This is a genomic window from Photobacterium marinum (assembly GCF_000331515.1).
GTDB lineage: Bacteria > Pseudomonadota > Gammaproteobacteria > Enterobacterales > Vibrionaceae > Photobacterium > Photobacterium marinum.
In genome coordinates, this window is the sequence record NZ_AMZO01000022.1 from 1 (window position 1) to 18,671 (window position 18,671).

Genomic DNA, 18,671 nt, shown 5'->3' on the forward strand with positions numbered 1-18,671 from the left:
CCCTCTTCACCGACCACTATTTGAAAGCCAGCTCATTGAGCTGGCTTTTTTCATTTTGGTGTTTTTGAAAGAAAATAGTGCAGTTTGGTAGCGCATCCAGAGCTCAGCCTCTACAACTCTTTATTCTTTTGCCAACTGACACGCCGCTGATTGTCCTTTGGTCAGCAAAGTCACTGTCATCCCTTCTTTTTCCAGCAATGAAGGTAATCCCTGCTCCCCAAATAGGTGCAGCGCGCCTACAACAATCAAGTAGGTACCTTTGCGGTAATCCGGGTTTTGGGTTAGTTGTTGTGCCCAGTTACGATTACGCTCAAAAATCAGCTTTTCGTCTGTGGCTTCTCCATACTGACTTTCTTCAAACAGTTCGTTGAGTTGCTGGTGATCACCGGATTTCCACGCGGAAATGAGGCAGGAGAGCTGCGATTGCATCTTGTCCCAGTCGCGAATGGTTGAGAGCAGAATATCTTGACCATGATCCGGCAGTTCCTCCATCACGGCCAGTTGCTGTTTGACGCCTTCCAGTTCAAGTACCGGTAATTTTTGCTGCTCAGCCCGTTTAAGAAGGACGATATCGACTCCTTTTTCCGGATTAAGGCCTACACCAGAAACCATCGCCATTTGCAGATTAACGGCTGCCAGCCATGGCGGGCTGTGGAGCAGGGAAAGGTAGGGCAGTCCGGTTTGTTTGGCAATATCAGCCAGAGTTTCTTTATCTTGGGCTTGCAGTAGGGCATTAGCCGAAGGAATAGTTCGGTCGAGCTGAATATCAACCGGCTTAAGGATATTGGCTTCGACCACCAGACTGTCAGCTTTTGGCCAGTAGTCCAGAAATGCCTGCGGTAGAGGGTAGAAGTCTTGTTCTCCTGCATGGATAGAACCGAGAAGAACAAATTGTCGCTGGGTATCTTTTGCCAGCCATACCATAGGTTCAGCAAGTGCTTGGCCTGCGACAAAAGGAAGGAGAAGCAGGGCTTTGGTGAGCAGTGATTTGAACATGATACACCGGGAAAAAACAGATAACTGACAAGGTTATATCAGTTATCTGTTTGAATAGCTAACGGTGGCAGGCTTTAGCTTTTGGTTTCCGGATGTAGCCAGAACCACCAGATGATAAAGGCGATAGCGGCAAGGCCGATGAGTGCAACCATATTATTTCTCCTGGTGATTTGGGGTGAATAGTCGCAGGCGGTTGGCATTGCTGACCACGGTAATGGACGACAGGGCCATCGCTGCTCCGGCGATAACCGGACTGAGTAGGGTGCCGGTTAGCGGGAACAGAACCCCTGCTGCCACGGGGATACCCAGGCTGTTATAAATAAACGCTCCGAACAGGTTTTGCTTCATGTTTTTCAGAGTCGCTGAAGACAGCTCAAGCGCATCAGCCACGCCATTAAGTGAGTGGCGGATCAGAGTCAGCTGGGCACTTTCAATGGCAACATCACTGCCGCTGCCCATGGCGATCCCGACTTCGGCCTGAGCTAACGCTGGCGCATCGTTGATGCCATCACCGACCATGGCTACGCGTTTACCTTGCTGTTGGAGCTCCGCTATCTTAGCCGCTTTACCATCCGGCAGTACTCCGGCAATTACGGTATCAATACCGGCTTGTTTGGCGATGGCTTTGGCGGTGATCTCGGTATCACCTGTCAGCATTACTACTTCAAGTCGCATTTTCTTCAGGCGTTTAATTGCTGCTATTGAATCAGTTCTGAGTGGATCACTGATCCCCATCAGTCCGGTCAATTGATTATCCACAGCAACATAGATCGGAGTCGCTCCTTGGCTGGCAATGACTTTGGCATCTTCTTTGGCTGCTGAAATATCAATGTCGTGTTTAGCCATCAACTTTGTATTACCGAGCAGAAGTTTGTGACCGCTTACCTTGCCTTGTACACCATAGCCGGGTAAGGCTTTGAACTCTGATTGTGGCACTAGCGGAAGGGACGTTTCTTCCGCTGCAGTGATAATAGCGCGAGCCAGCGGGTGTTCGGAGCCTTGTTCCAGGCTGGCTGCAAGAGTAAGCAGTTGCTCACTGCTTATTTCACTGTAGCTCCGGCAATCAATGACTTTTGGTTTCCCTTCAGTCAGGGTACCTGTTTTATCCAGTACGACAGTATCTACGTCGGCGGCAACCTGCATCGCTTCTGCATTGCGGATTAGCACCCCGTATTCTGCGGCGCGGCCGACTCCGACAGTTACAGACATCGGTGTTGCCAGTCCAAGTGCACAAGGACAGGCAATGATCAGCACTGTGGTTGCCGTTACCAGCATGTAGATAGAGGATGGCTCAGGCCCGACGTAATACCAGATCATGGCAGTAAGGATAGCGATAATCATCACGGCAGGAACGAAAATGGCTGAGATGGTATCTGCCATTTGTGCCAATGCCGGCTTACTGCTTTGTGCCTGACGAACCAGGCTGATGATTCGTGCCAGCATAGTATCGTTGCCGATTTGTTCGGCGCGGAACAGCAGGCTGCCGTTCTGGTTAATGGTTCCGGCATGAAGTTTGTCGCCGGGCTGCTTGTTCGCCGGCAGCGGTTCACCGGTCAGCATGGACTCATCCAGGTAGCTCTGACCTTGTTCAATACGACCATCAACTGGGACTTTGGCTCCCGGATGCAGGCGCAGCAGCATACCGACTTTGACTTCGGCCAGCGGTACTTCGCGTTCTGTGTCGTCGCTGACGATAATGGCAGTTTGTGGTTGCAGGTCGATCAGTTGTTCGAGTGCTTTGGATGTCCTGCTCCGGGCTCGAGCTTCCAGAGCGTGCCCCAGAGTGATAAGCCCGAGGATCATCACCGATGCTTCAAAATAGACATGGCGGGCCTGATCGGGGAAGAGATCCGGCAGCAGCACTACCATCATCGAATAAAGCCAGGCTGCACCAGTACCTAAAGCCACCAGCGTGTCCATCGTCGCGCGGTGATGTTTAAAGGCTTTCCAGCTATTGATGTAAAAATGACGGCCGATAGTGCATAGCAGAGCAAAAGTAATCAGCCCGACCAATCCCCAGCCGATCTGGCTGGCAGTTGAGTCAATCATCATACTGCCGCCGAAAACACCCCATGCCATCATTGGAATACCGACAGCCAGAGCGATAACGGCATTGCGGACATGTTGGCGGAAGTTTTGTTCATTCTGCTGTTGCTGTTTTTGGCGGCGGGTTTGTTCATCTTCACTCTGTTTCGCACCATAGCCGGCATCAGTAATGGCTGAAATGACGCTCTCGACTGGCGCATGACCGCTTACCAGAGCTGTTCTTTCTGCAAGATTGACGTTGGCATGGCTGACACCAGGTACTGCGATAATGGCTTTTTCGACGGAGGCGACACAGCTGGCGCAAGTCATTCCTGACAGCAGCAATTGAACTGTCTCGTCACTTTTACTTTGCCTCTCACTAGTGTTAGCCAAGTTGCCAATCGGCGTTGATTCCGCTGCGGTTTGCGGAGTGGCTTCAGGCGTCAATATGGACTCTGTTTCTGCTGTGCTGTTTTCAGGTTTTGAGCTGTCAGTCAGTTTTGCTGAGAATCCCAGATCATTGATGAGCGAAATTAGGCCATCTGCATCTACCGCTGATTTGATTTCGGCACGGGTTTTACTGACATTGAATTTGGATATTTGCGGATTTTCATTCAGTGCTTTTTCGACTTTAGCGACGCACTTGCCACAATTGAGGCCGCTTAGTGCCAGAATGACGGTATTGTCATCGACAACCTGAAACCCCAGTTTTTCGATAATGCTGATCAGCTCTGTCTCGGGAAGAGTACCTGTGACCGACAAATGGGTTTTGCTGACGCTGAAATCAGCTATTGCCGGATGAGCGGCTAGCTCGGTTTCGACTTTCTTGACACACTTACAGCACGACAAACCGCTTAATCCCAGCGAGTGGTGATATCCGGCTTCATAGCCGAGGTCGGTAACGGCCTGCAGTAGAGGAGGGAGTGTCGTTTCCCCGCGAACAACCGCTTGTCGGGTATCAACGTCTACCGACTCAATACCGGGCAGGGCAGATAAGGATGCTTTGATTTTTCCCGCACAATTCATGCAGCGAACTTTGCTGAGCGGGAGAATGTACTCAGCCATTTGTTTCACCTTAGCTATCAAACAATAGCGCTTGATTGACTGTCCAGGCAGTCTTTTTATAACGATGGCATGAGGATAAACCTTCCATCAAGTGGAATGTCAATGAAATTGTTTCAGTAAGATTTTCGGTTGTGTTTTTGTCATCAATAGAGAAATAATAACTCTATAACCTTCCAGAAACTGTAAGGATGAATAGTGAACATCAGTGAAGTTGCCAGGCTGACCGGCCTGACTGCCAAAACAATCCGTTTCTACGAGGATAAAAGTGTGATTACGCCGCCTTCCCGTTCCTCGAATGGCTACCGTTACTACAGCCAGACTAATATTGATGAGCTGTTGCTGATCCGCCGCTCGCGTCTGGTGGGATTTAATCTGGATGAATGTCGGGAGCTGCTAGATTTTTCACGCGATCCGCAAAGGAAGAGTGCGGATGTGAAAGCCAAGGCCGAGCAGAAGTTGGCTGAAATTGATCACAAGATTGCTGAGCTGATGGAGATGAAGACAACCCTTGAGGCATTGACGGTTCAGTGTCCGGGGGATGACAGCGCACGTTGCCCGATTATTGAAGGTTTGTGCCGCCACGCCAATCAGAATGGAAAAGAGTAAAAAAGCCGCGAGAATATCGCGGCTTTTCTGATGGGGGCTGAACCTGATTTAGTATTTGATGAATCAGTACAGCAAAGAGTACAGTTGACGACGGTACTGGCTGGCAACCGCATTGCCTTGGCCAAGTGCAGACAAGATATCCATCATGGTCTTTTTGGCATTGCCGTCGGCAAAGTTCATATCTTTACGCAGAATGCTAATCAACAGCTCCAACGCATCCTGAGGGCGGTTTACCTGGCTGTACTGCACGGCTAGCTCGTAAGCTACATCGGTGTTGGCCGGATCTGCCTGTAGCTGTTGTTCCAACAACTGGATTTCTGGTGAATTGCCCGCTTGTTTATGCAGTTCCAGCTTAGCCATCAGCCCTTTGTATTTAGCGTCCTGATCCTGCATTGGGATGCTATCCAGCAGTGGCTCTGCTTCATCAAACTGAGCTGTTTCAATCAGACATTCAGCGATAGCTAAGTTGATGATGCTGTTTTGTTCAAATTTAGCGGCCAGTTCACGCAGGATTGGCAGTGCCTGGTTGTGTTGCTGGCTGTCTACCAGTGCAAGAGCTTCTTTTAGTTTCAGCTCTTCCTGGCTTGGCAGGTGTTTGGTCAGCATTTCACGAAGGCTTTCTTCGGTTTGCGGGCCGGCGGCACCGTCAGCCGGTTGACCGTTTTTGAACAGCGCAACTGTTGGTAAGCCGCGAACACCGAACTGGGCTGCAACCATCTGCTGAGTTTCACAGTCCAGGGTGGCCAGTACCAGTTGTCCCTGATACTCCGCAGCTATTTTTTCCAGCGTGTTATTTACCTCGATAGTTTCAGGCATGGATGGTGCCCAGAAGCTGATCACCACCGGGGTCTGCATGGAGGTTTCGATAACTTGTTGCAGGTTTTGCTCGTTAAGTTCGATTGCTAGTTTCTCATACATGTTGCTGCTCTTCACTTAATCAGTCTTTGCTAATAGTTATGGGGGGTTATCGATGGAAATCAAGGGGGAAAGTGAAGTTAGAGTCATAAAACAGGGAGATAGAAAAAAGGAGAGCCAGGCTCTCCTTTTTAATTTTGCATTGTCAGCATCAGGGCAAGTGTCACACAGACACAGAGAATGTTGATTTGGCGCAACGTCATAACCACACCTTTGGATGTTAGTTTCAGCAATCGGATGAGTAACTGTAATGGGGGGGATTTCTGGGCTCCCCTTCAATTTACCCTTTTAAATTAACCTGATTGTGTGACACAAATATGACGTTTCTTTCTTTTTTGGTGGAAATTATTACTTTTAAGGCGCAACAGGGAGTTTTTTGTGTTCTAACAGTCCTAAATGTGATTGTCAGGCAGTGTTTTTTTGCTTTTTTGTCGTTAAGCGCCAGATGATAATAATGGAGGACCTCTGTTAGGTGGCTGATTTTGAATGTATTTGTAAGAACTCCCTCAATCTGTGCAGCTGTTATTTTCCGAGCCGGTCTTAATACATTGCTGATTGAGGGAGAGCGAGTCAGGTACTTTTACTGAGTAACATATCCAGTTTTCGTGTTGGCAGCAGACGGCGTAGGAAGCCAAAAATATAGGTTGGCTGGGTGACATAATAGCGGGGCTTAGGCCGCTGGCTATCAAGGATATTGAGTAGCGGTTTGAGTACGGCTTCTGGTGGCAGGGTAAACTTACTCGATGGTGACGACTTACCGAGCCTTTCCAGTGTTTTACGGTAGCTGGTCTGATGGCGGGAAGCATTCAGGTCGATATGCTGTTCAAATTTGCTTTTGGCATTGGCCCGGAAGTGACTTTCGATAGGGCCGGGTTCGATCAGGCTGATATGAACAGGGGTATCGTCAAGTTCAAGTCGTAGAGTGTCGGTATAACCCTCCAGAGCAAATTTACTGGCGTTGTAGGCTCCGCGGTATTTCATGGCAACGAGGCCGAGTACTGAACTGTTTTGTACGATTTTGCCGCTGCCTTGCTGCAACATAATCGGAATAACAGCCTGAGTCAGTTCATGCCAGCCGAACAGGTTGGTTTCAAACTGCTGGCGCAGGGCGTCAGTCGGTAAGTCTTCCAGAGCGCCGGGTTGGCCGTAGGCGGCATTATTGAACAAAACATCAAGTCGACCTCTGGTAATAGCCAGGCATTCTTGCAGTCCTTGGTGAATTGAAGTGGTATCGTCCAGATCCAGTTGTACGCAATTGAGCCCCTGTTGCCTGAGGGCTTCAACATCTTCGTGACGGCGGCAGCTGGCAACTACGTTGTAGCCTGCTTTATGAAGTTGTTCGGCACAGTAACGCCCGATACCACTGCTGCATCCGGTGATCAGGATGGATTCTTTCATTCTTGTTCCTTAAGTGATTCCTGATTGCTTTTTTAGTTGGGATTAACTGAATGTACTTAATTGACCGCTCTTATGGCAAACAGGATACGCTTTATTCTCTGTTAGTTCCTGTTTTGCCGGAAAAGTTGTGGAAGGAATAAGAAATGTAAAAAGAGAGCAGCGGGTACTCAAACTGCTCTCTCAGGGGGAATGTTATATCGCTTTAGGGAAGGGGTGATTGACTATCTTGAAAGTGAAGAGCCGTTGATATCAACAATGCTGCAGTTCACACCGCCTAAGTCCTCACAGGTTTGGATAGCCAGTTCTGCCGCTTCTCTGGTATTGCGCGCTCCCCATGAGGCTCCGGCAATTTTGTTGGTACCAATAGCATAAGCCTTATTGTTTGTTTGCAGACGGTAGTCCTGATAGAGCTTATAGGTATTATTGTAAGTAGATTCACAACCGGCAAGAGCCAGCAGGGCTGATATAGCGGCGAACTTAATAGTATATCCCTTTAACATAAGCACTCACTCCTGTTCTCTGACAGGTTGAAGCTTAGCCAATGTTTGTTTTTTTATCCTCCTGAAGACAAAAAAATACAACTTTAGGATGAAGTGTTAAGCCTGTAGTAACCCCTAGGCCGGAAGGCTCCGTTACAGGTGTGGCATCAACTCACTCACCATAAATTCCGCAATCCAGGGCTGGGCATCTGGCTTGGGATGCAATCCGTCTTCCATCATCCATTCCTGTCTGAGAATAATTTCTTCCAGGAAGAAAGGCAGCAGCGGGGCATCGTATTTCTGGCTTAGTTGAGGATAGATATTGCTGAAAACGTCACTGTACCGCTTGCCGTAATTCGGCGGGACGCGGATTTGTACCAGCATGGCTTTGCCGCCTTGTTCCTGTACCTGAGTGATCATCTGACTGAGATTCTTGCGTATAGTTGAAGGAGGAAAACCGCGTAGCCCGTCATTCGCTCCCAGCTCAATAATGACGTAATCTGGTTTATGTTGTTGTAATAATTTAGGCAAGCGGGCAAGGCCATTTCCCGTGGTATCCCCTGAGATGCTGGCATTGACCACTGTGATGTAATGGCCTTTTTGTTCCAGGACAGACTCCATCAGCACCGGCCAGCTCTTCTCGGCAGGCATTCGGTAACCGGCACTGAGGCTATCACCGACCACTAACAGCGTATTGCAGTAGGCGCTGAATGAAAAAAACACCAACAGGACAACGGAAAGGAATCGCATCATGTCAACATCCGTAATTAAGGCTTCATCAGTATCCAAACAGGTGACGACAGCAACATCGTCTCTCACCATTCTGCAGGATGTTTCCCTTGAGGTCGAGCAGGGAGAAGCAATTGCGCTGGTCGGGGTATCCGGTGCCGGGAAATCCACGTTGATGACCTTGTTGGCCGGTTTGGATACCCCGAGTAGTGGTGAGATTGAGTTGCTCGGACAGTCGTTGTCCCGGTTGGATGATGAGGCCAGAGCTGCACTTCGTAGCGATGCGATTGGGTTTGTCTTCCAGAGTTTTTTGTTAATTCCCTCGCTCAGTGCGCTGGAAAACGTAATGCTGCCATCGATTATTAAAGATGAAGAAGGGGATGAGCTACGCGCCGCTGAGTTGTTGCATCAGGTTGGTCTTGCGGGCAGGGAGACTCACTTACCGGCTCAGCTTTCCGGCGGTGAGCAGCAACGGGTAGCGTTGGCACGGGCTTTTATGACTCGGCCACGAGTACTGTTTGCTGATGAGCCAACAGGAAATTTGGATCAGCATACGGCCGCAACTGTGATTGATTTGTTATTTGCGCTTAACCGTGAGCATGGTACGACCCTGGTGTTGGTGACTCATGACCCACAGCTGGCTGATCGCTGTGATCGGGTACTTCGGATTCAGGGTGGATGTGTGGAGGCGGCATGACGGAAATGAGTGAAACCAGCCAGCTGACTCTGCCCGGCAAACCTTCACTGTTGCTGAAGTGGTGCTGGCGAGAATTATGGCACGGGCAGCTGTGGCCAGTGGCAGTTGCGTTGACCCTGATTATCGGCTGTGTGTTTGCCCTGTCGTCGCTGGTGGTCAGGGTTGAAAAGATCATGGTGGATCAGGGGCGATCGATGATTGCGGCTGATCTGGTGTTTCGATCACCGAACCCTATCGATGATGCTGTGCTTGAACAGGCAAGGACGCAGGGGCTGACGGTCTCTCAACAGACGCGCTTCGGTACGATGGCCTTTAGTGAGCAACAGATGCAACTGGTTAGTGCCAAGGCGGTTGAGAGTGACTTTCCGCTGCGCGGCGAGTTGATACTCAAAAAAGGTGAAGATGTTCAGCATCAGGTACGTCCGGGAGAGCTTTGGCTGGCTGAACGCCTGTTTTCTCTGTTGGAAGTCGAGCCAGGCGATGTCGTTTCGATTGGTGATGCTGAACTGAAGGTCAGCGGGCGGATCGTTCAGGAGCCTGAGCTGTCTTTTAATCCTTTCAGTCAGATGCCTGCTGTCTTGATCCATAGTGACGATCTGGACAGAACCGGGGCTGTTCAACCCGGCAGTAGGGTACAGTTCCGGGCGTATTTTGTTGGCCCGGACGAGAAGTTGGCTCAGTTGCAGCAGGGGATAACACTTGAACCTGGTCAGCGTTGGATTAGTGAAACGTCGCAGGGCCGAACCGGTGATTTGATTGAGCGGGCAAGGCAGTATTTATCCCTAACACTGATTCTGGTGATCCTGATGGCAACGGCCACACTGGTGCTGACCTGCCTGCACTATACTTCCACCCGAATTGAAACTGTCGCCATGATGAAAAGCTTAGGGGCTGGAAAAGCCTGGTTGTGGCGCTGGTTATCAAGGCAGCTGATGATGTTGTTTGGTATTGCGGCAGTTGCCGGTTTGTCACTGGGATGGGGACTGGAATTCTTGCTGCGCCTGCCTTTGTCTGATGCGCTGCCGGATCCTTTGCCGGGGATTGGTGTGACACCTTTCGCTGTTAGCCTCTTGGTTGCTTTGTTGGTTGCCATCCCCGGAGTCGGTATTTCTCTTCTTCGACTGGTAGATGCGCCGGCTATTTCTGTGATCCAACAGCAGGTGGACTGGCCGGTGAAGCGGCGCGGTTATGTGCTCATTTTGGTGCCGGTAGTGACTGCGCTGTTCTGGTTTGGAAGTAATACTCTGATGTGGCTGACACTGGCCGGTCTCGCGGTTCTGTTGGTGGTGCTGGCTATATTCGGACTGTTGTTTGTTGCTTTGCTGCGGCGCGGTAAGTGGGGCGCAGCGGTCAGATTAGCATTAAGCCGGATTGGTCGTAGCCCGATGGCAACCGGAGCTCAGTTGGCGGCGCTCACCAGCTCGTTGATGTTGCTGGCGGTTATCTGGTTGCTCAGAACTGATTTGCTGGCCGACTGGCAACAGACGCTGCCTGCAAATGCGCCTAATGTTTTCGCCCTGAATATCAGTCCGGAGCTGCAAGAGGCCTATATCCGTGAACTGGACCGTAACCAGGTTGTTCGCTCTGACAGCTACCCTGTGGTTCGTGGCCGCCTGACGGCGATAAACCGACAGGATGTTGAGGCGAAGAAAGCCTCCGGTGAGCTGAGTGATGAGTCACTCAGGCGTGAGCTGAATTTTACCTGGCGCAAGACTATGCCTGTTCACAATGTGTTGTTGGAAGGCGAGTGGCACTCTCAGGGCGGCGTTTCGGTGGAATCCGGCATTGCGGATCGGCTGGGTATAGGTTTAGGTGATGAGCTGACTTTCAACGTTAACAGTCAGCCTTTCAGCGCGACAGTTACCAGTATTCGTCAGGTCGAGTGGCGTAATATGCGGCCGAACTTTTACTTTATCTTTACTCCGGATGTTATGGCTGAACTGCCTGCGACCTGGCTGGTGAGTTATCGGATAGAGGCCGAACAGAATGCACTGGTGAACCAGCTCGGCCGTGATTTCCCGACCGTTACTCTGCTGGACTTGCGGATTATGGCTGAGCGAATTCAGGGAATATTGCAGCAGGTGTCGCTATCGTTGTCTGTGCTGGCGGCACTGGGTGTCAGTAGTGGTTTATTGCTGGTGCTGACATTGCTGCGGCTTAGTTTGTCTCAGCGTAAGGAAGAGCTAAAACTGTATCGGACTCTGGGAGCCAGCCGTCAGCGGATTTCTGCTACTGTGTGGAGTGAGTACGGCATTATGGCTTTGATTGCCGGCATAATGGCAGCCGCCGGTGCTGAGGCGGTCGTGGCCGCTTTGGTGAAGTGGGGCTTTGAGTTACCGCTGCAATGGCATCCAGCCTTGTGGCTGGTTGTGCCTTTGCTGTCTTTACTGCTGGTGGTGATCATTATTCGTTCAATGATCCGGCAGCTATTGCTGCCGTTAAGGGGATAGCGAGTTTTAATGTTTGTGAAGCGAGAGGAAAGGGGAATTTTTCTTCTCGCTTATCGCTCTTAGCCCAACGTCTCTCGCAGTGCGTGTTCCAGGTTTGGGAAGCAGAAGTGGAAACCTTCTTGCTGTAAACGGGTCGGGATGGCTCGCTGGCTGTCGAGCAACAAGGTAGCAGACTCACCCATCGCCGCTTTTAGTACCCAGGCCGGGGTTTTTATTATGTGCGGGCGGCGCAGCACCCGAGCCAGGGTCTGGCTGAACTCCTTGTTCGTCACCGGGTTTGGGGCGGTAAAGTTATAGACGCCCTGAGTTTCCGGATGTTTAAGCAGGAACAGAATACCTTTCACCATATCGTGGATATGGATCCACGGAAAATACTGTTTGCCGTCACCAATCGGCCCCCCCAGCCCAAGCTGGTAAGCTGGCAGCATCCGCGCCAGCGCTCCGCCGTGTTTAGCCAGTACAATCCCGGTTCTGAGCAGGCAGACACGGGTTTTATCTGACTGAGCTTCCAGTGCTGCTTCTTCCCATTTCTGGCAAACCATATGGGCAAAATCATCCGCGTCAGTTTCGCAGTTTTCATCAATGCAGTTTGCCTTTTGATCTCCGTAAATACCAACGGCTGAACCGCTGATAAAAGTGTGAGGCGGATTACTGCTGGCTTTGATCTTGTCTACCAGTTTACGGGTAACTTCCCAGCGGCTCTTGCAGATGATGTCTTTTTGGCGGTCGCTCCAACGTTTGTTCACTATCGGCTCACCGGCCAGGTTGATCACTACGTCGATGTCATTTAAATCATTTAACTGATCTAAATCGCTGATGACGTTGATGTGATGGCCGAGACGCTGGTAAGCGCGGTTGGGATTGCGGCTGAGAACGGTAACGTGATCGTGGCAGAAATGGCCGAGAAGTGCTTTGCCGATAAGTCCGGTACCACCGGTTACCAAAATATTCATGCCGTCCATAGTCCTTACTTTCCGTGGTTAAAGCTGAAGTAATGTACTTAATCAGAGTATTAAAACAATTATAAACGATTCACATAATCATAGCCTAATCAACGCATTGCTGTTCAGTTTGCTCAAGAGAAAAGAAAATTTGAGAGCCGGATACGAGTTCTCAGGATGATGAATTCGGGCAAGATTGCACGATACAGAAATAATGTGTTTGGTATCTCGCCTTGAACAAAAATAGTGTTTATGAATGTAAATGACTACTACCTTAATTGTAAGGGAATGAATGCAGTGCAGGAGGCAGCATGAAGGGCGTGGTGGCAATGCTAAAAGCAATGTTAAGCAGTCTGCGCGATTTGCTGCCCATTATTGTGGTGATTGCTTTTTTTCAGCTGGTGGTATTGCAGCAGCCTTTGCCTGCTTTGGGTTCCATTCTGCTTGGTTTGGTATTGGTCGTAACCGGTCTGACGTTTTTTATATTTGGCCTGGAAATGGGGCTGTTTCCTATCGGCGAATCCATGGCTCGTTCATTTGCCAGTAAAGGCAGCCTGGTTTGGTTACTTATTTTCGCATTTTGCCTGGGATTCGGAACAACCATTGCTGAGCCGGCGCTGACTGCGGTGGCGGCAGAAGCGGCTGAAGTCGCCGCTGAGGGCGGCTTGATCGAAGAAAACTTCGAGGTGATGGATGATTACGCTGGAGGGTTGCGGTTGACGGTTGCCCTGTCAGTTGGAATAGCGATTATGCTCGGGGTGATTCGAATAATCAGAGGCTGGCCGATCCATTGGATGATTATCAGTGGTTATGTGTTGGTGATGGTGATGACCTGGTTTGCACCGCCGAGCATTGTCGGGATTGCTTATGATTCTGGCGGGGTTACCACCTCGACTATCACAGTACCATTGGTGACTGCGCTCGGGGTCGGGTTGGCTTCATCAATTAAAGGACGTAATCCGATGATCGACGGCTTTGGCCTGATTGCCTTTGCCTCGCTGACTCCGATGATTTTTGTTATGGGATACGGCATGTTGGTGCATTAATTGAAGGACGCATGATTGAGCTAACATCAGTAGTAAGTCTGTTTTTTGAGACGTTGGCGACGACAGTCAGGGATGTGCTGCCGATCGCAATCATTATATTTGGCTTTCAGCTCGCGGTGCTGCGGCGACCGGTGGCGAATTGGCATCGGGTATTGCTGGGCTTCGTTTATGTGATACTGGGTTTATCCCTGTTTCTGATGGGGCTGGAACTGGCATTGTTTCCACTGGGCGAGTCGATGGCAGCTCAGCTGACAGACATCGGTTTTTTGTTCGACTCGGATGAGGTGATACCGCAGCCAGTACCCTGGGATGAGTATTATTGGGTTTATCTGTTTGCAGCCGCGATTGGTTTCAGTACGACGGTGGCTGAGCCCTCTCTGATTGCCGTTGCTATTAAGGCTAATCAGGTGTCAGGTGGCACTATTAAGGTTAACGGGTTGCGAATTGCGGTTGCCCTGGGGGTGGCGTTTGGGATTGCGTTGGGAAGTTATCGTATTGTAGCCGGTGATCCGCTGCATTATTACATTCTCGTCGGTTACATTATTGTAGTGATCCAGACCTATTTTGCGCCCAAGACTATTGTTCCTTTGGCTTATGACTCGGGTGGTGTGACAACCTCTACGGTAACAGTGCCGATTGTTACAGCATTGGGGTTGGGATTAGCGTCGAATGTACCGGGACGCAACCCGATGCTGGATGGCTTTGGTTTAATCGCTTTTGCCAGTTTGTTTCCGATGATCACTGTGATGGGCTATGCCCAGTTGTCGGTATGGCGGGGGCGCAAGGAGGAAGAGTAATGCGATTTAAGTTGTTACTTGCATTTGTTGAAGACTCCAGAACGGATGACGTACTGGATGCGGCAAGGGCTGCGGGGGCGACCGGCGCAACGGTGATTAACAATGCCCGCGGTGAGGGGCTTCGCAAGAAGAAAACGTTTTTCGGCCTGAATCTGGAAGTTCAGCGTGATGTCTTGCTGTTTGTGGTTGAAGAGCATTTGGCGCGATCGATTCTTGAAACAATTGAAGAAGTCGGTGAGTTTGATCGCGGAACCGGAGAGGGGATTGCGGTTCAGCTTGATGTAGAGGATGCGGTCGGGGTGGCGCACCAGGTTGAGTCGTTGACCAAGGTGGTTGAGGAGAGAATATGAGCAAGAAGGTGATCAGGGTCAGGGATGTGATGATGGATACCTACGCCATCGTTGAGGGTTTGACCACAGTGGCTGAAGCGGTGGAGATTGCCAAAGAGCGTCAGGTGAAGGCGCTGATCGTCAACAAACGGCATGACGATGACGAGTACGGCATTGTTCTTATGAATGACATTGCCAAGAAAGTGCTGGCAATTGACCGTTCACCTCAACGTACCAATGTTTATGAGATCATGACGAAACCGGCACTGTCGGTAAATGCGGGGATGGATGTCCGCTATTGTGCCCGTCTGTTTGAGCGTTTCGGTATCAGCCGCGCGCCGGTTATTGAAGATGGCAAAGTGTTGGGAATGGTGAGTTACAACAATATTGTGCTTAATGGCATGTTGCGGGTTGATTAGCCAGGATTCACCAGTCTCAAAGAGGATTGACGCCGGGATTTGCGATTAGAAATGTCACAGTGATAAGTGTAGGATCGGCGTATCCTGTTTTAGCTGGTAATTTCCCCTTATGAAGTTGTTTTTTGCATCTGACATCCATGGCTGTGCCGAGAGCACCAAAAAGACACTGGCGGCTTTTGAACAAAGTGGCGCTGAGCACTTGATCCTGTTGGGCGATGTGCTTAATCATGGCCCGCGTAATGCGTTGCCTGCCGGTTATGCCCCGATTGAAGTGGCTGAGCAGCTGAATCAATACGCTGATCGTATCACTGCTGTTCGTGGTAACTGTGACAGCGATGTCGATCAGATGCTGCTCGATTTCCCAATGATGGCTGATTACAACCTGGTTCTGTTGCCAAACGGCCGTCGCCTGTTCCTGACTCATGGTCACCTTTATAACGGTGACAAGCATCCACGCCTGCGTGCCGGTGATGTGATTGTGTCTGGTCATACTCATCTTCCGGTCGCTGAGCAGAAAGGCGAGCTGTACCTGTACAATCCGGGTTCTGTCACTATCCCTCGCGGCGAACATAAAGCCAGCTACGGTATGCTGGAAGACAATATCCTGAAAGTATTGGACTTCTCTGGTGAGGTGATTTGCCAGGTAGAGCTGGCATAAGCGCAACTTAATTGAATGACTCAGAGCGGCCAGAGTGCCGCTCTTTTTATGTCTGCTTTTTGTCAGATCAGATACCCAGTAGTAGCTTAAAACCGACGACAAAGGTCAGCAGTTCAAAGCAGCGTTTAATGAGGGTATTGCTTTTCTGGCTTGCCAGGTGAGCCCCGAGATAGCCGCCAAGCAGGGAGCCTGCGAGTAATATCGGAAGCCACGGCCAATATATTTCAGCACCTGCCAGATAGATGGCTGCTGCGCCAATGCCGTTCCAGAACAATCCGACACTGACCAAGGTAAGCGCCACTGCTTGCTTGTAGTCAAATCCGAACCAGCGGATCAAAAACAGGGTTACGAAAAGCCCGGTTCCTGCAGTCAGAGAGCCGTTTAATACCCCGATAGCAGCAAGGCCTAAACCACCGAGAATGATGCCGGTGCGATGACGATTGCGAGCTTCTTCCTGTTGGCCTAGTTCTTTTTTCGTCAGTGAATAAACTCCCAGCCCGAGAATTAACCCGCCTAACATCGCTTCAGCAATCCGGCCCGGTACAAACAGGATCAGGTTAGCGCCGAGAATAACGCCTAGCATACCGGCGAGAATGATCGCCAGGGTCAGGTTCCAGTTTAAGGTTCCGGATCGAATATGTTTCACTGCCGCTCCCATTCCTAAAGCAACGCTGGCGACTTTGTGGGTCGCGAGGGCAATACCAAATGGCAGTCCAAGAAAAATCAGTAGGGGAAACTGAAGCAGACCAGAGCCGCCTCCAGAGAGGGAGGCCAGGGTATTGGCGAATAGCGAGCCCAGAAACAGGCCGAGAGTGTTGAATAATTCCATAAATATGCGGTGATTCCTTTTACCTGCAATGAAATCATCTTAACAGTTATGTGATTGAGTGAGCCAGAGCAATGATTGGGGTGGATGTTGGTTTCGGCTAAACCGAATGTTGTTATGGCATCGATCTGTTGATTTTTGGTTGATGCTTTGCCGGAGAGGCGAAAAATCATCAGTTCTCACCAGCTATGGCAGACAAGAACTCACGTGGTTTGGCCGTGGTATTGTGAGTGCTATTTTGTGCAAATTGATCAATAGAATTACCGAAATGTTGATGTATGTTTACTTTATCTGTTGATTCGGTATATCCGAAATATTGATTCGTTTTTATCGAGTTTTTGTTGTGATCTAGCCTTGAATTTTATCTGAATAAAGTTCAATATCCGGCAACGCTTTTTATGTGTTTCAGTGAGTATCAGGTGCAATAAATATGAGTCAGGGTCATTTTGATTCTTTGTTACCGCCTCAAATGGCGGAAAAGGCGGCTGAGATCGGTGTCGGTAAGGCGACCAAAGATCCAATAAAGTCGTTGTTACTGGCGGTGACCGCCGGTATGCATATTGGAATTGCATTTGTGTTTTACACGACAGTCACCACAGGAGCGGGTGATATGGCGTGGGGAATGTCTCGATTTGTTGGCGGACTGGCATTCAGTCTTGGCCTTATCCTGGTAGTGATCACTGGTGGTGAACTGTTTACAAGCTCGGTGCTGACTTTGGTTGCCCGAGCTAGCGGTAAAATAAGCTGGAAGAGCCTGTGGTTAAACTGGGGTGTTGTGTATATCGGTAACCTTATCGGTGCTTTGTTGCTGGTGGGTATTATGCTGGTCAGTAAGCAATACATGTCAGCTGATGGCGGCCTTGGTATCAATACTATGGAAATTGCCCAGCATAAGCTGCATCACAGTTTCTTCCAGGCTGTTGCGTTGGGCATCATGTGTAACGTGCTGGTTTGTGTGGCGGTGTGGATGACTTTCAGTGGTCGTACCCTGACAGACAAGATCATTGTAATGGTGCTGCCGGTGGCAATGTTTGTTTCTGCAGGCTTTGAGCACTGTATCGCGAATATGTTCCAGGTGCCGATGGCAATTGGTATTAAGAACCTGGCTTCACCAGAATTCTGGCAGATGAGCGGTATGAACCCGGCTGATTTTGCCGATTTGACGTTGAGCAATTTTATCCTCAATAACCTGATCCCGGTGACCATTGGTAACATCATCGGTGGCGGCGTATTTGTCGGTATGGGTTATTGGATCATTTACCTGCGCGGTAAATAAAGTTTCCTTATTCCTAGTTCTACGTTTATTAACTAATTCGTTAGTTGTTTTCCTTGTTTTATTATCGAGTCTGAGTTTGGCCATAGTACTTCGGTACTATGGTCTTTTTTTGCTTCCTGTCACTGTCGGTATTTGTTGCGGTATTCCCTCGGGGTTAAGTGTTTATAGCTCTTGAATTTGCGGTTGAAGTTGGCCTGATTGCGGTAGCCGACGGCATCAGCAATATACCCCACACTGAGGGTTGTTGTTTCCAGTAAGCGGGCCGCATGACTGAGACGGATTTTCTTCAAATGCTGGCTGAAACTCTCCCCGAAATGCCGTTGAAACAAGCGGTGAATACTGCTTTCACTCATATATAAATGTTTTGCCAGCTGACAGAGAGTGATGTTCACGGCATAATTCTGGTTTATGTACGCTGACAGTTTTTCTATTTTGTCTTTATTCTCATCTTCTTTGCTTTCATCTGTTTGCGTGGATATAGGCACTAAAGTTACTGCATCTTTGTCCTGACAAAGTATCGCAATAATTTCAATTAATATGGCCAGTTGATGGATAGTTGTCGAGCTGTAGTCGATGTGCTTTAACAGGCTATGTACCGACTTAGCGGTTTGTTCCGAAAATAAGATGCCCTTGTCTGAACGTTTAAGCAGCGTTTCCATCTTTCTTAATTCCAGGCAACTGAAAATCATATTGGCAATCCACTCTTTCTTAAACCAGACCGAGTGAGACTCTGTTTTTTCCTCCCGGTTTTTAGTCTTCAGTTCAATAGCATGAGGCATATGTGGCGGGATCAGCACCAGATGATATTCGTTTAACTCTCCCTGAAATTGTCCCAGGCGGATCTGTCCTTTACTCGCTACTTGCAAATTTAGCTCAAATTCATGATGGTAATGGGTTTCCGAATTTGTTGTTAGTGCGGTTTGTATTTGGTGGCGCCAGGACATGCCCGGTCGTTGAGGGACTTTCTCAAGTTTGTACTTCATCACCTGACTACCTTGGAATGCAGAGATAGTACGTAT

The 18,671-nt window shown here is 49.5% G+C and carries 18 protein-coding genes; 9 read left to right on the forward strand and 9 right to left on the reverse strand.

Translation table 11 applies throughout. The features are described from left to right. Positions 1-120: 120 nt before the first annotated feature. Together C942_RS15620 and C942_RS15625 are read right to left on the reverse strand one after the other, a co-directional pair. Positions 121-996 (reverse strand): TraB/GumN family protein, encoded by an 876-nt coding sequence (locus tag C942_RS15620; RefSeq protein WP_007467372.1) that lies wholly within the window; start codon positions 994-996, stop codon positions 121-123. A 153-nt stretch (positions 997-1,149) separates the two neighbouring features. Next, the gene (locus tag C942_RS15625; protein WP_007467375.1) at positions 1,150-4,086 is read right to left on the reverse strand and encodes a copper-translocating P-type ATPase; all 2,937 of its coding nucleotides are present in this window, start codon (positions 4,084-4,086) and stop codon (positions 1,150-1,152) included. 195 nt (positions 4,087-4,281) lie between these two features. Here C942_RS15625 and cueR point away from each other — a divergent pair, with 195 nt between their 5' ends. Further along, positions 4,282-4,692, forward strand: coding sequence for a Cu(I)-responsive transcriptional regulator (cueR, locus tag C942_RS15630; protein ID WP_007467376.1), 411 nt, complete (start codon positions 4,282-4,284; stop codon positions 4,690-4,692). A 63-nt stretch (positions 4,693-4,755) separates the two neighbouring features. Here cueR and C942_RS15635 read toward each other — a convergent pair whose 3' ends face one another. The 4 genes from C942_RS15635 to tesA all read right to left on the reverse strand — a co-directional run bounded on the left by C942_RS15635 (position 4,756) and on the right by tesA (position 8,237). After that, positions 4,756-5,610: a co-chaperone YbbN gene (locus C942_RS15635; protein ID WP_007467377.1), complete on the reverse strand. Its 855-nt coding sequence runs from the start codon at positions 5,608-5,610 to the stop codon at positions 4,756-4,758. Positions 5,611-6,177: 567 nt separating this feature from the next. Next, positions 6,178-7,005: an SDR family oxidoreductase gene (locus C942_RS15640; protein ID WP_007467378.1), complete on the reverse strand. Its 828-nt coding sequence runs from the start codon at positions 7,003-7,005 to the stop codon at positions 6,178-6,180. A 221-nt stretch (positions 7,006-7,226) separates the two neighbouring features. Continuing rightward, on the reverse strand, positions 7,227-7,505 hold the full coding sequence (locus C942_RS15645; protein ID WP_007467379.1) for a hypothetical protein: 279 nt from the start codon (positions 7,503-7,505) through the stop codon (positions 7,227-7,229). Positions 7,506-7,637: 132 nt separating this feature from the next. After that, positions 7,638-8,237 (reverse strand): multifunctional acyl-CoA thioesterase I/protease I/lysophospholipase L1, encoded by a 600-nt coding sequence (gene tesA, locus C942_RS15650; RefSeq protein ID WP_036800515.1) that lies wholly within the window; start codon positions 8,235-8,237, stop codon positions 7,638-7,640. On the opposite strand from tesA, the gene C942_RS15655 reads away from it, so the two are divergent. Further along, a complete protein-coding gene (locus C942_RS15655) occupies positions 8,236-8,910 on the forward strand; it encodes an ABC transporter ATP-binding protein (RefSeq protein ID WP_007467384.1) in 675 nt (224 codons plus the stop codon). The two genes, tesA and C942_RS15655, sit on opposite strands and share 2 nt — an antisense overlap. Beyond that, on the forward strand, positions 8,907-11,360 hold the full coding sequence (locus C942_RS15660; protein ID WP_007467386.1) for an ABC transporter permease: 2,454 nt from the start codon (positions 8,907-8,909) through the stop codon (positions 11,358-11,360). Before C942_RS15655 ends, C942_RS15660 begins: the two co-directional genes overlap by 4 nt. A 59-nt stretch (positions 11,361-11,419) precedes the next feature. On the opposite strand, the gene C942_RS15665 is transcribed toward C942_RS15660, so the two are convergent. Beyond that, positions 11,420-12,313 carry a TIGR01777 family oxidoreductase gene (locus tag C942_RS15665; protein ID WP_036800533.1) on the reverse strand — a complete coding sequence of 298 codons (894 nt, stop codon included), beginning with the start codon at positions 12,311-12,313 and terminating at the stop codon, positions 11,420-11,422. A gap of 299 nt (positions 12,314-12,612) precedes the next feature. Here C942_RS15665 and C942_RS15670 point away from each other — a divergent pair, with 299 nt between their 5' ends. The 5 genes from C942_RS15670 (at position 12,613) to yfcE (ending at position 15,550) form a co-directional block, all read left to right on the forward strand. Further along, on the forward strand, positions 12,613-13,347 hold the full coding sequence (locus tag C942_RS15670; RefSeq protein WP_007467396.1) for a DUF1538 domain-containing protein: 735 nt from the start codon (positions 12,613-12,615) through the stop codon (positions 13,345-13,347). Between the two features lie 11 nt (positions 13,348-13,358). Next, a complete protein-coding gene (locus C942_RS15675) occupies positions 13,359-14,144 on the forward strand; it encodes a DUF1538 domain-containing protein (RefSeq protein ID WP_007467399.1) in 786 nt (261 codons plus the stop codon). Continuing rightward, positions 14,144-14,494 (forward strand): P-II family nitrogen regulator, encoded by a 351-nt coding sequence (locus C942_RS15680; protein ID WP_007467401.1) that lies wholly within the window; start codon positions 14,144-14,146, stop codon positions 14,492-14,494. The genes C942_RS15675 and C942_RS15680 overlap by 1 nt, the downstream gene beginning before the upstream one ends. Further along, positions 14,491-14,892 (forward strand): CBS domain-containing protein, encoded by a 402-nt coding sequence (locus tag C942_RS15685; protein WP_007467410.1) that lies wholly within the window; start codon positions 14,491-14,493, stop codon positions 14,890-14,892. Before C942_RS15680 ends, C942_RS15685 begins: the two co-directional genes overlap by 4 nt. Positions 14,893-15,001: 109 nt before the next feature. Continuing rightward, positions 15,002-15,550, forward strand: a complete 549-nt coding sequence (gene yfcE, locus C942_RS15690) for a phosphodiesterase (RefSeq protein WP_007467415.1) — start codon at positions 15,002-15,004, stop codon at positions 15,548-15,550. A 67-nt stretch (positions 15,551-15,617) separates the two neighbouring features. Here yfcE and C942_RS15695 read toward each other — a convergent pair whose 3' ends face one another. Beyond that, positions 15,618-16,379, reverse strand: coding sequence for a sulfite exporter TauE/SafE family protein (locus C942_RS15695; protein ID WP_007467422.1), 762 nt, complete (start codon positions 16,377-16,379; stop codon positions 15,618-15,620). Positions 16,380-16,806: 427 nt separating this feature from the next. Here C942_RS15695 and focA point away from each other — a divergent pair, with 427 nt between their 5' ends. Next, on the forward strand, positions 16,807-17,652 hold the full coding sequence (focA, locus tag C942_RS15700) for a formate transporter FocA (protein ID WP_007467427.1): 846 nt from the start codon (positions 16,807-16,809) through the stop codon (positions 17,650-17,652). 119 nt (positions 17,653-17,771) lie between these two features. Here the strand turns inward: focA and C942_RS15705 are convergent, their stop codons facing one another. Continuing rightward, the gene (locus tag C942_RS15705) at positions 17,772-18,635 is read right to left on the reverse strand and encodes an AraC family transcriptional regulator (protein ID WP_007467428.1); all 864 of its coding nucleotides are present in this window, start codon (positions 18,633-18,635) and stop codon (positions 17,772-17,774) included. Positions 18,636-18,671: the final 36 nt, after the last annotated feature.

What these genes read in the sequence shown, in the direction of transcription:
- C942_RS15685 (WP_007467410.1), top strand. Translation starts at nt 14,491, where the DNA reads ATGAGCAAGAAGGTGATCAGGGTCAGGGATGTGATGATGGATACCTAC.
- C942_RS15665 (WP_036800533.1), bottom strand. Translation starts at nt 12,313, where the DNA reads ATGAATATTTTGGTAACCGGTGGTACCGGACTTATCGGCAAAGCACTT.
- tesA (WP_036800515.1), bottom strand. Translation starts at nt 8,237, where the DNA reads ATGATGCGATTCCTTTCCGTTGTCCTGTTGGTGTTTTTTTCATTCAGC.
- C942_RS15640 (WP_007467378.1), bottom strand. Translation starts at nt 7,005, where the DNA reads ATGAAAGAATCCATCCTGATCACCGGATGCAGCAGTGGTATCGGGCGT.
- C942_RS15655 (WP_007467384.1), top strand. Translation starts at nt 8,236, where the DNA reads ATGTCAACATCCGTAATTAAGGCTTCATCAGTATCCAAACAGGTGACG.
- C942_RS15645 (WP_007467379.1), bottom strand. Translation starts at nt 7,505, where the DNA reads ATGTTAAAGGGATATACTATTAAGTTCGCCGCTATATCAGCCCTGCTG.
- C942_RS15660 (WP_007467386.1), top strand. Translation starts at nt 8,907, where the DNA reads ATGACGGAAATGAGTGAAACCAGCCAGCTGACTCTGCCCGGCAAACCT.
- C942_RS15675 (WP_007467399.1), top strand. Translation starts at nt 13,359, where the DNA reads ATGATTGAGCTAACATCAGTAGTAAGTCTGTTTTTTGAGACGTTGGCG.
- C942_RS15625 (WP_007467375.1), bottom strand. Translation starts at nt 4,086, where the DNA reads ATGGCTGAGTACATTCTCCCGCTCAGCAAAGTTCGCTGCATGAATTGT.
- focA (WP_007467427.1), top strand. Translation starts at nt 16,807, where the DNA reads ATGAGTCAGGGTCATTTTGATTCTTTGTTACCGCCTCAAATGGCGGAA.
- C942_RS15620 (WP_007467372.1), bottom strand. Translation starts at nt 996, where the DNA reads ATGTTCAAATCACTGCTCACCAAAGCCCTGCTTCTCCTTCCTTTTGTC.
- yfcE (WP_007467415.1), top strand. Translation starts at nt 15,002, where the DNA reads ATGAAGTTGTTTTTTGCATCTGACATCCATGGCTGTGCCGAGAGCACC.
- C942_RS15670 (WP_007467396.1), top strand. Translation starts at nt 12,613, where the DNA reads ATGAAGGGCGTGGTGGCAATGCTAAAAGCAATGTTAAGCAGTCTGCGC.
- C942_RS15635 (WP_007467377.1), bottom strand. Translation starts at nt 5,610, where the DNA reads ATGTATGAGAAACTAGCAATCGAACTTAACGAGCAAAACCTGCAACAA.
- C942_RS15705 (WP_007467428.1), bottom strand. Translation starts at nt 18,635, where the DNA reads ATGAAGTACAAACTTGAGAAAGTCCCTCAACGACCGGGCATGTCCTGG.
- C942_RS15680 (WP_007467401.1), top strand. Translation starts at nt 14,144, where the DNA reads ATGCGATTTAAGTTGTTACTTGCATTTGTTGAAGACTCCAGAACGGAT.
- C942_RS15695 (WP_007467422.1), bottom strand. Translation starts at nt 16,379, where the DNA reads ATGGAATTATTCAACACTCTCGGCCTGTTTCTGGGCTCGCTATTCGCC.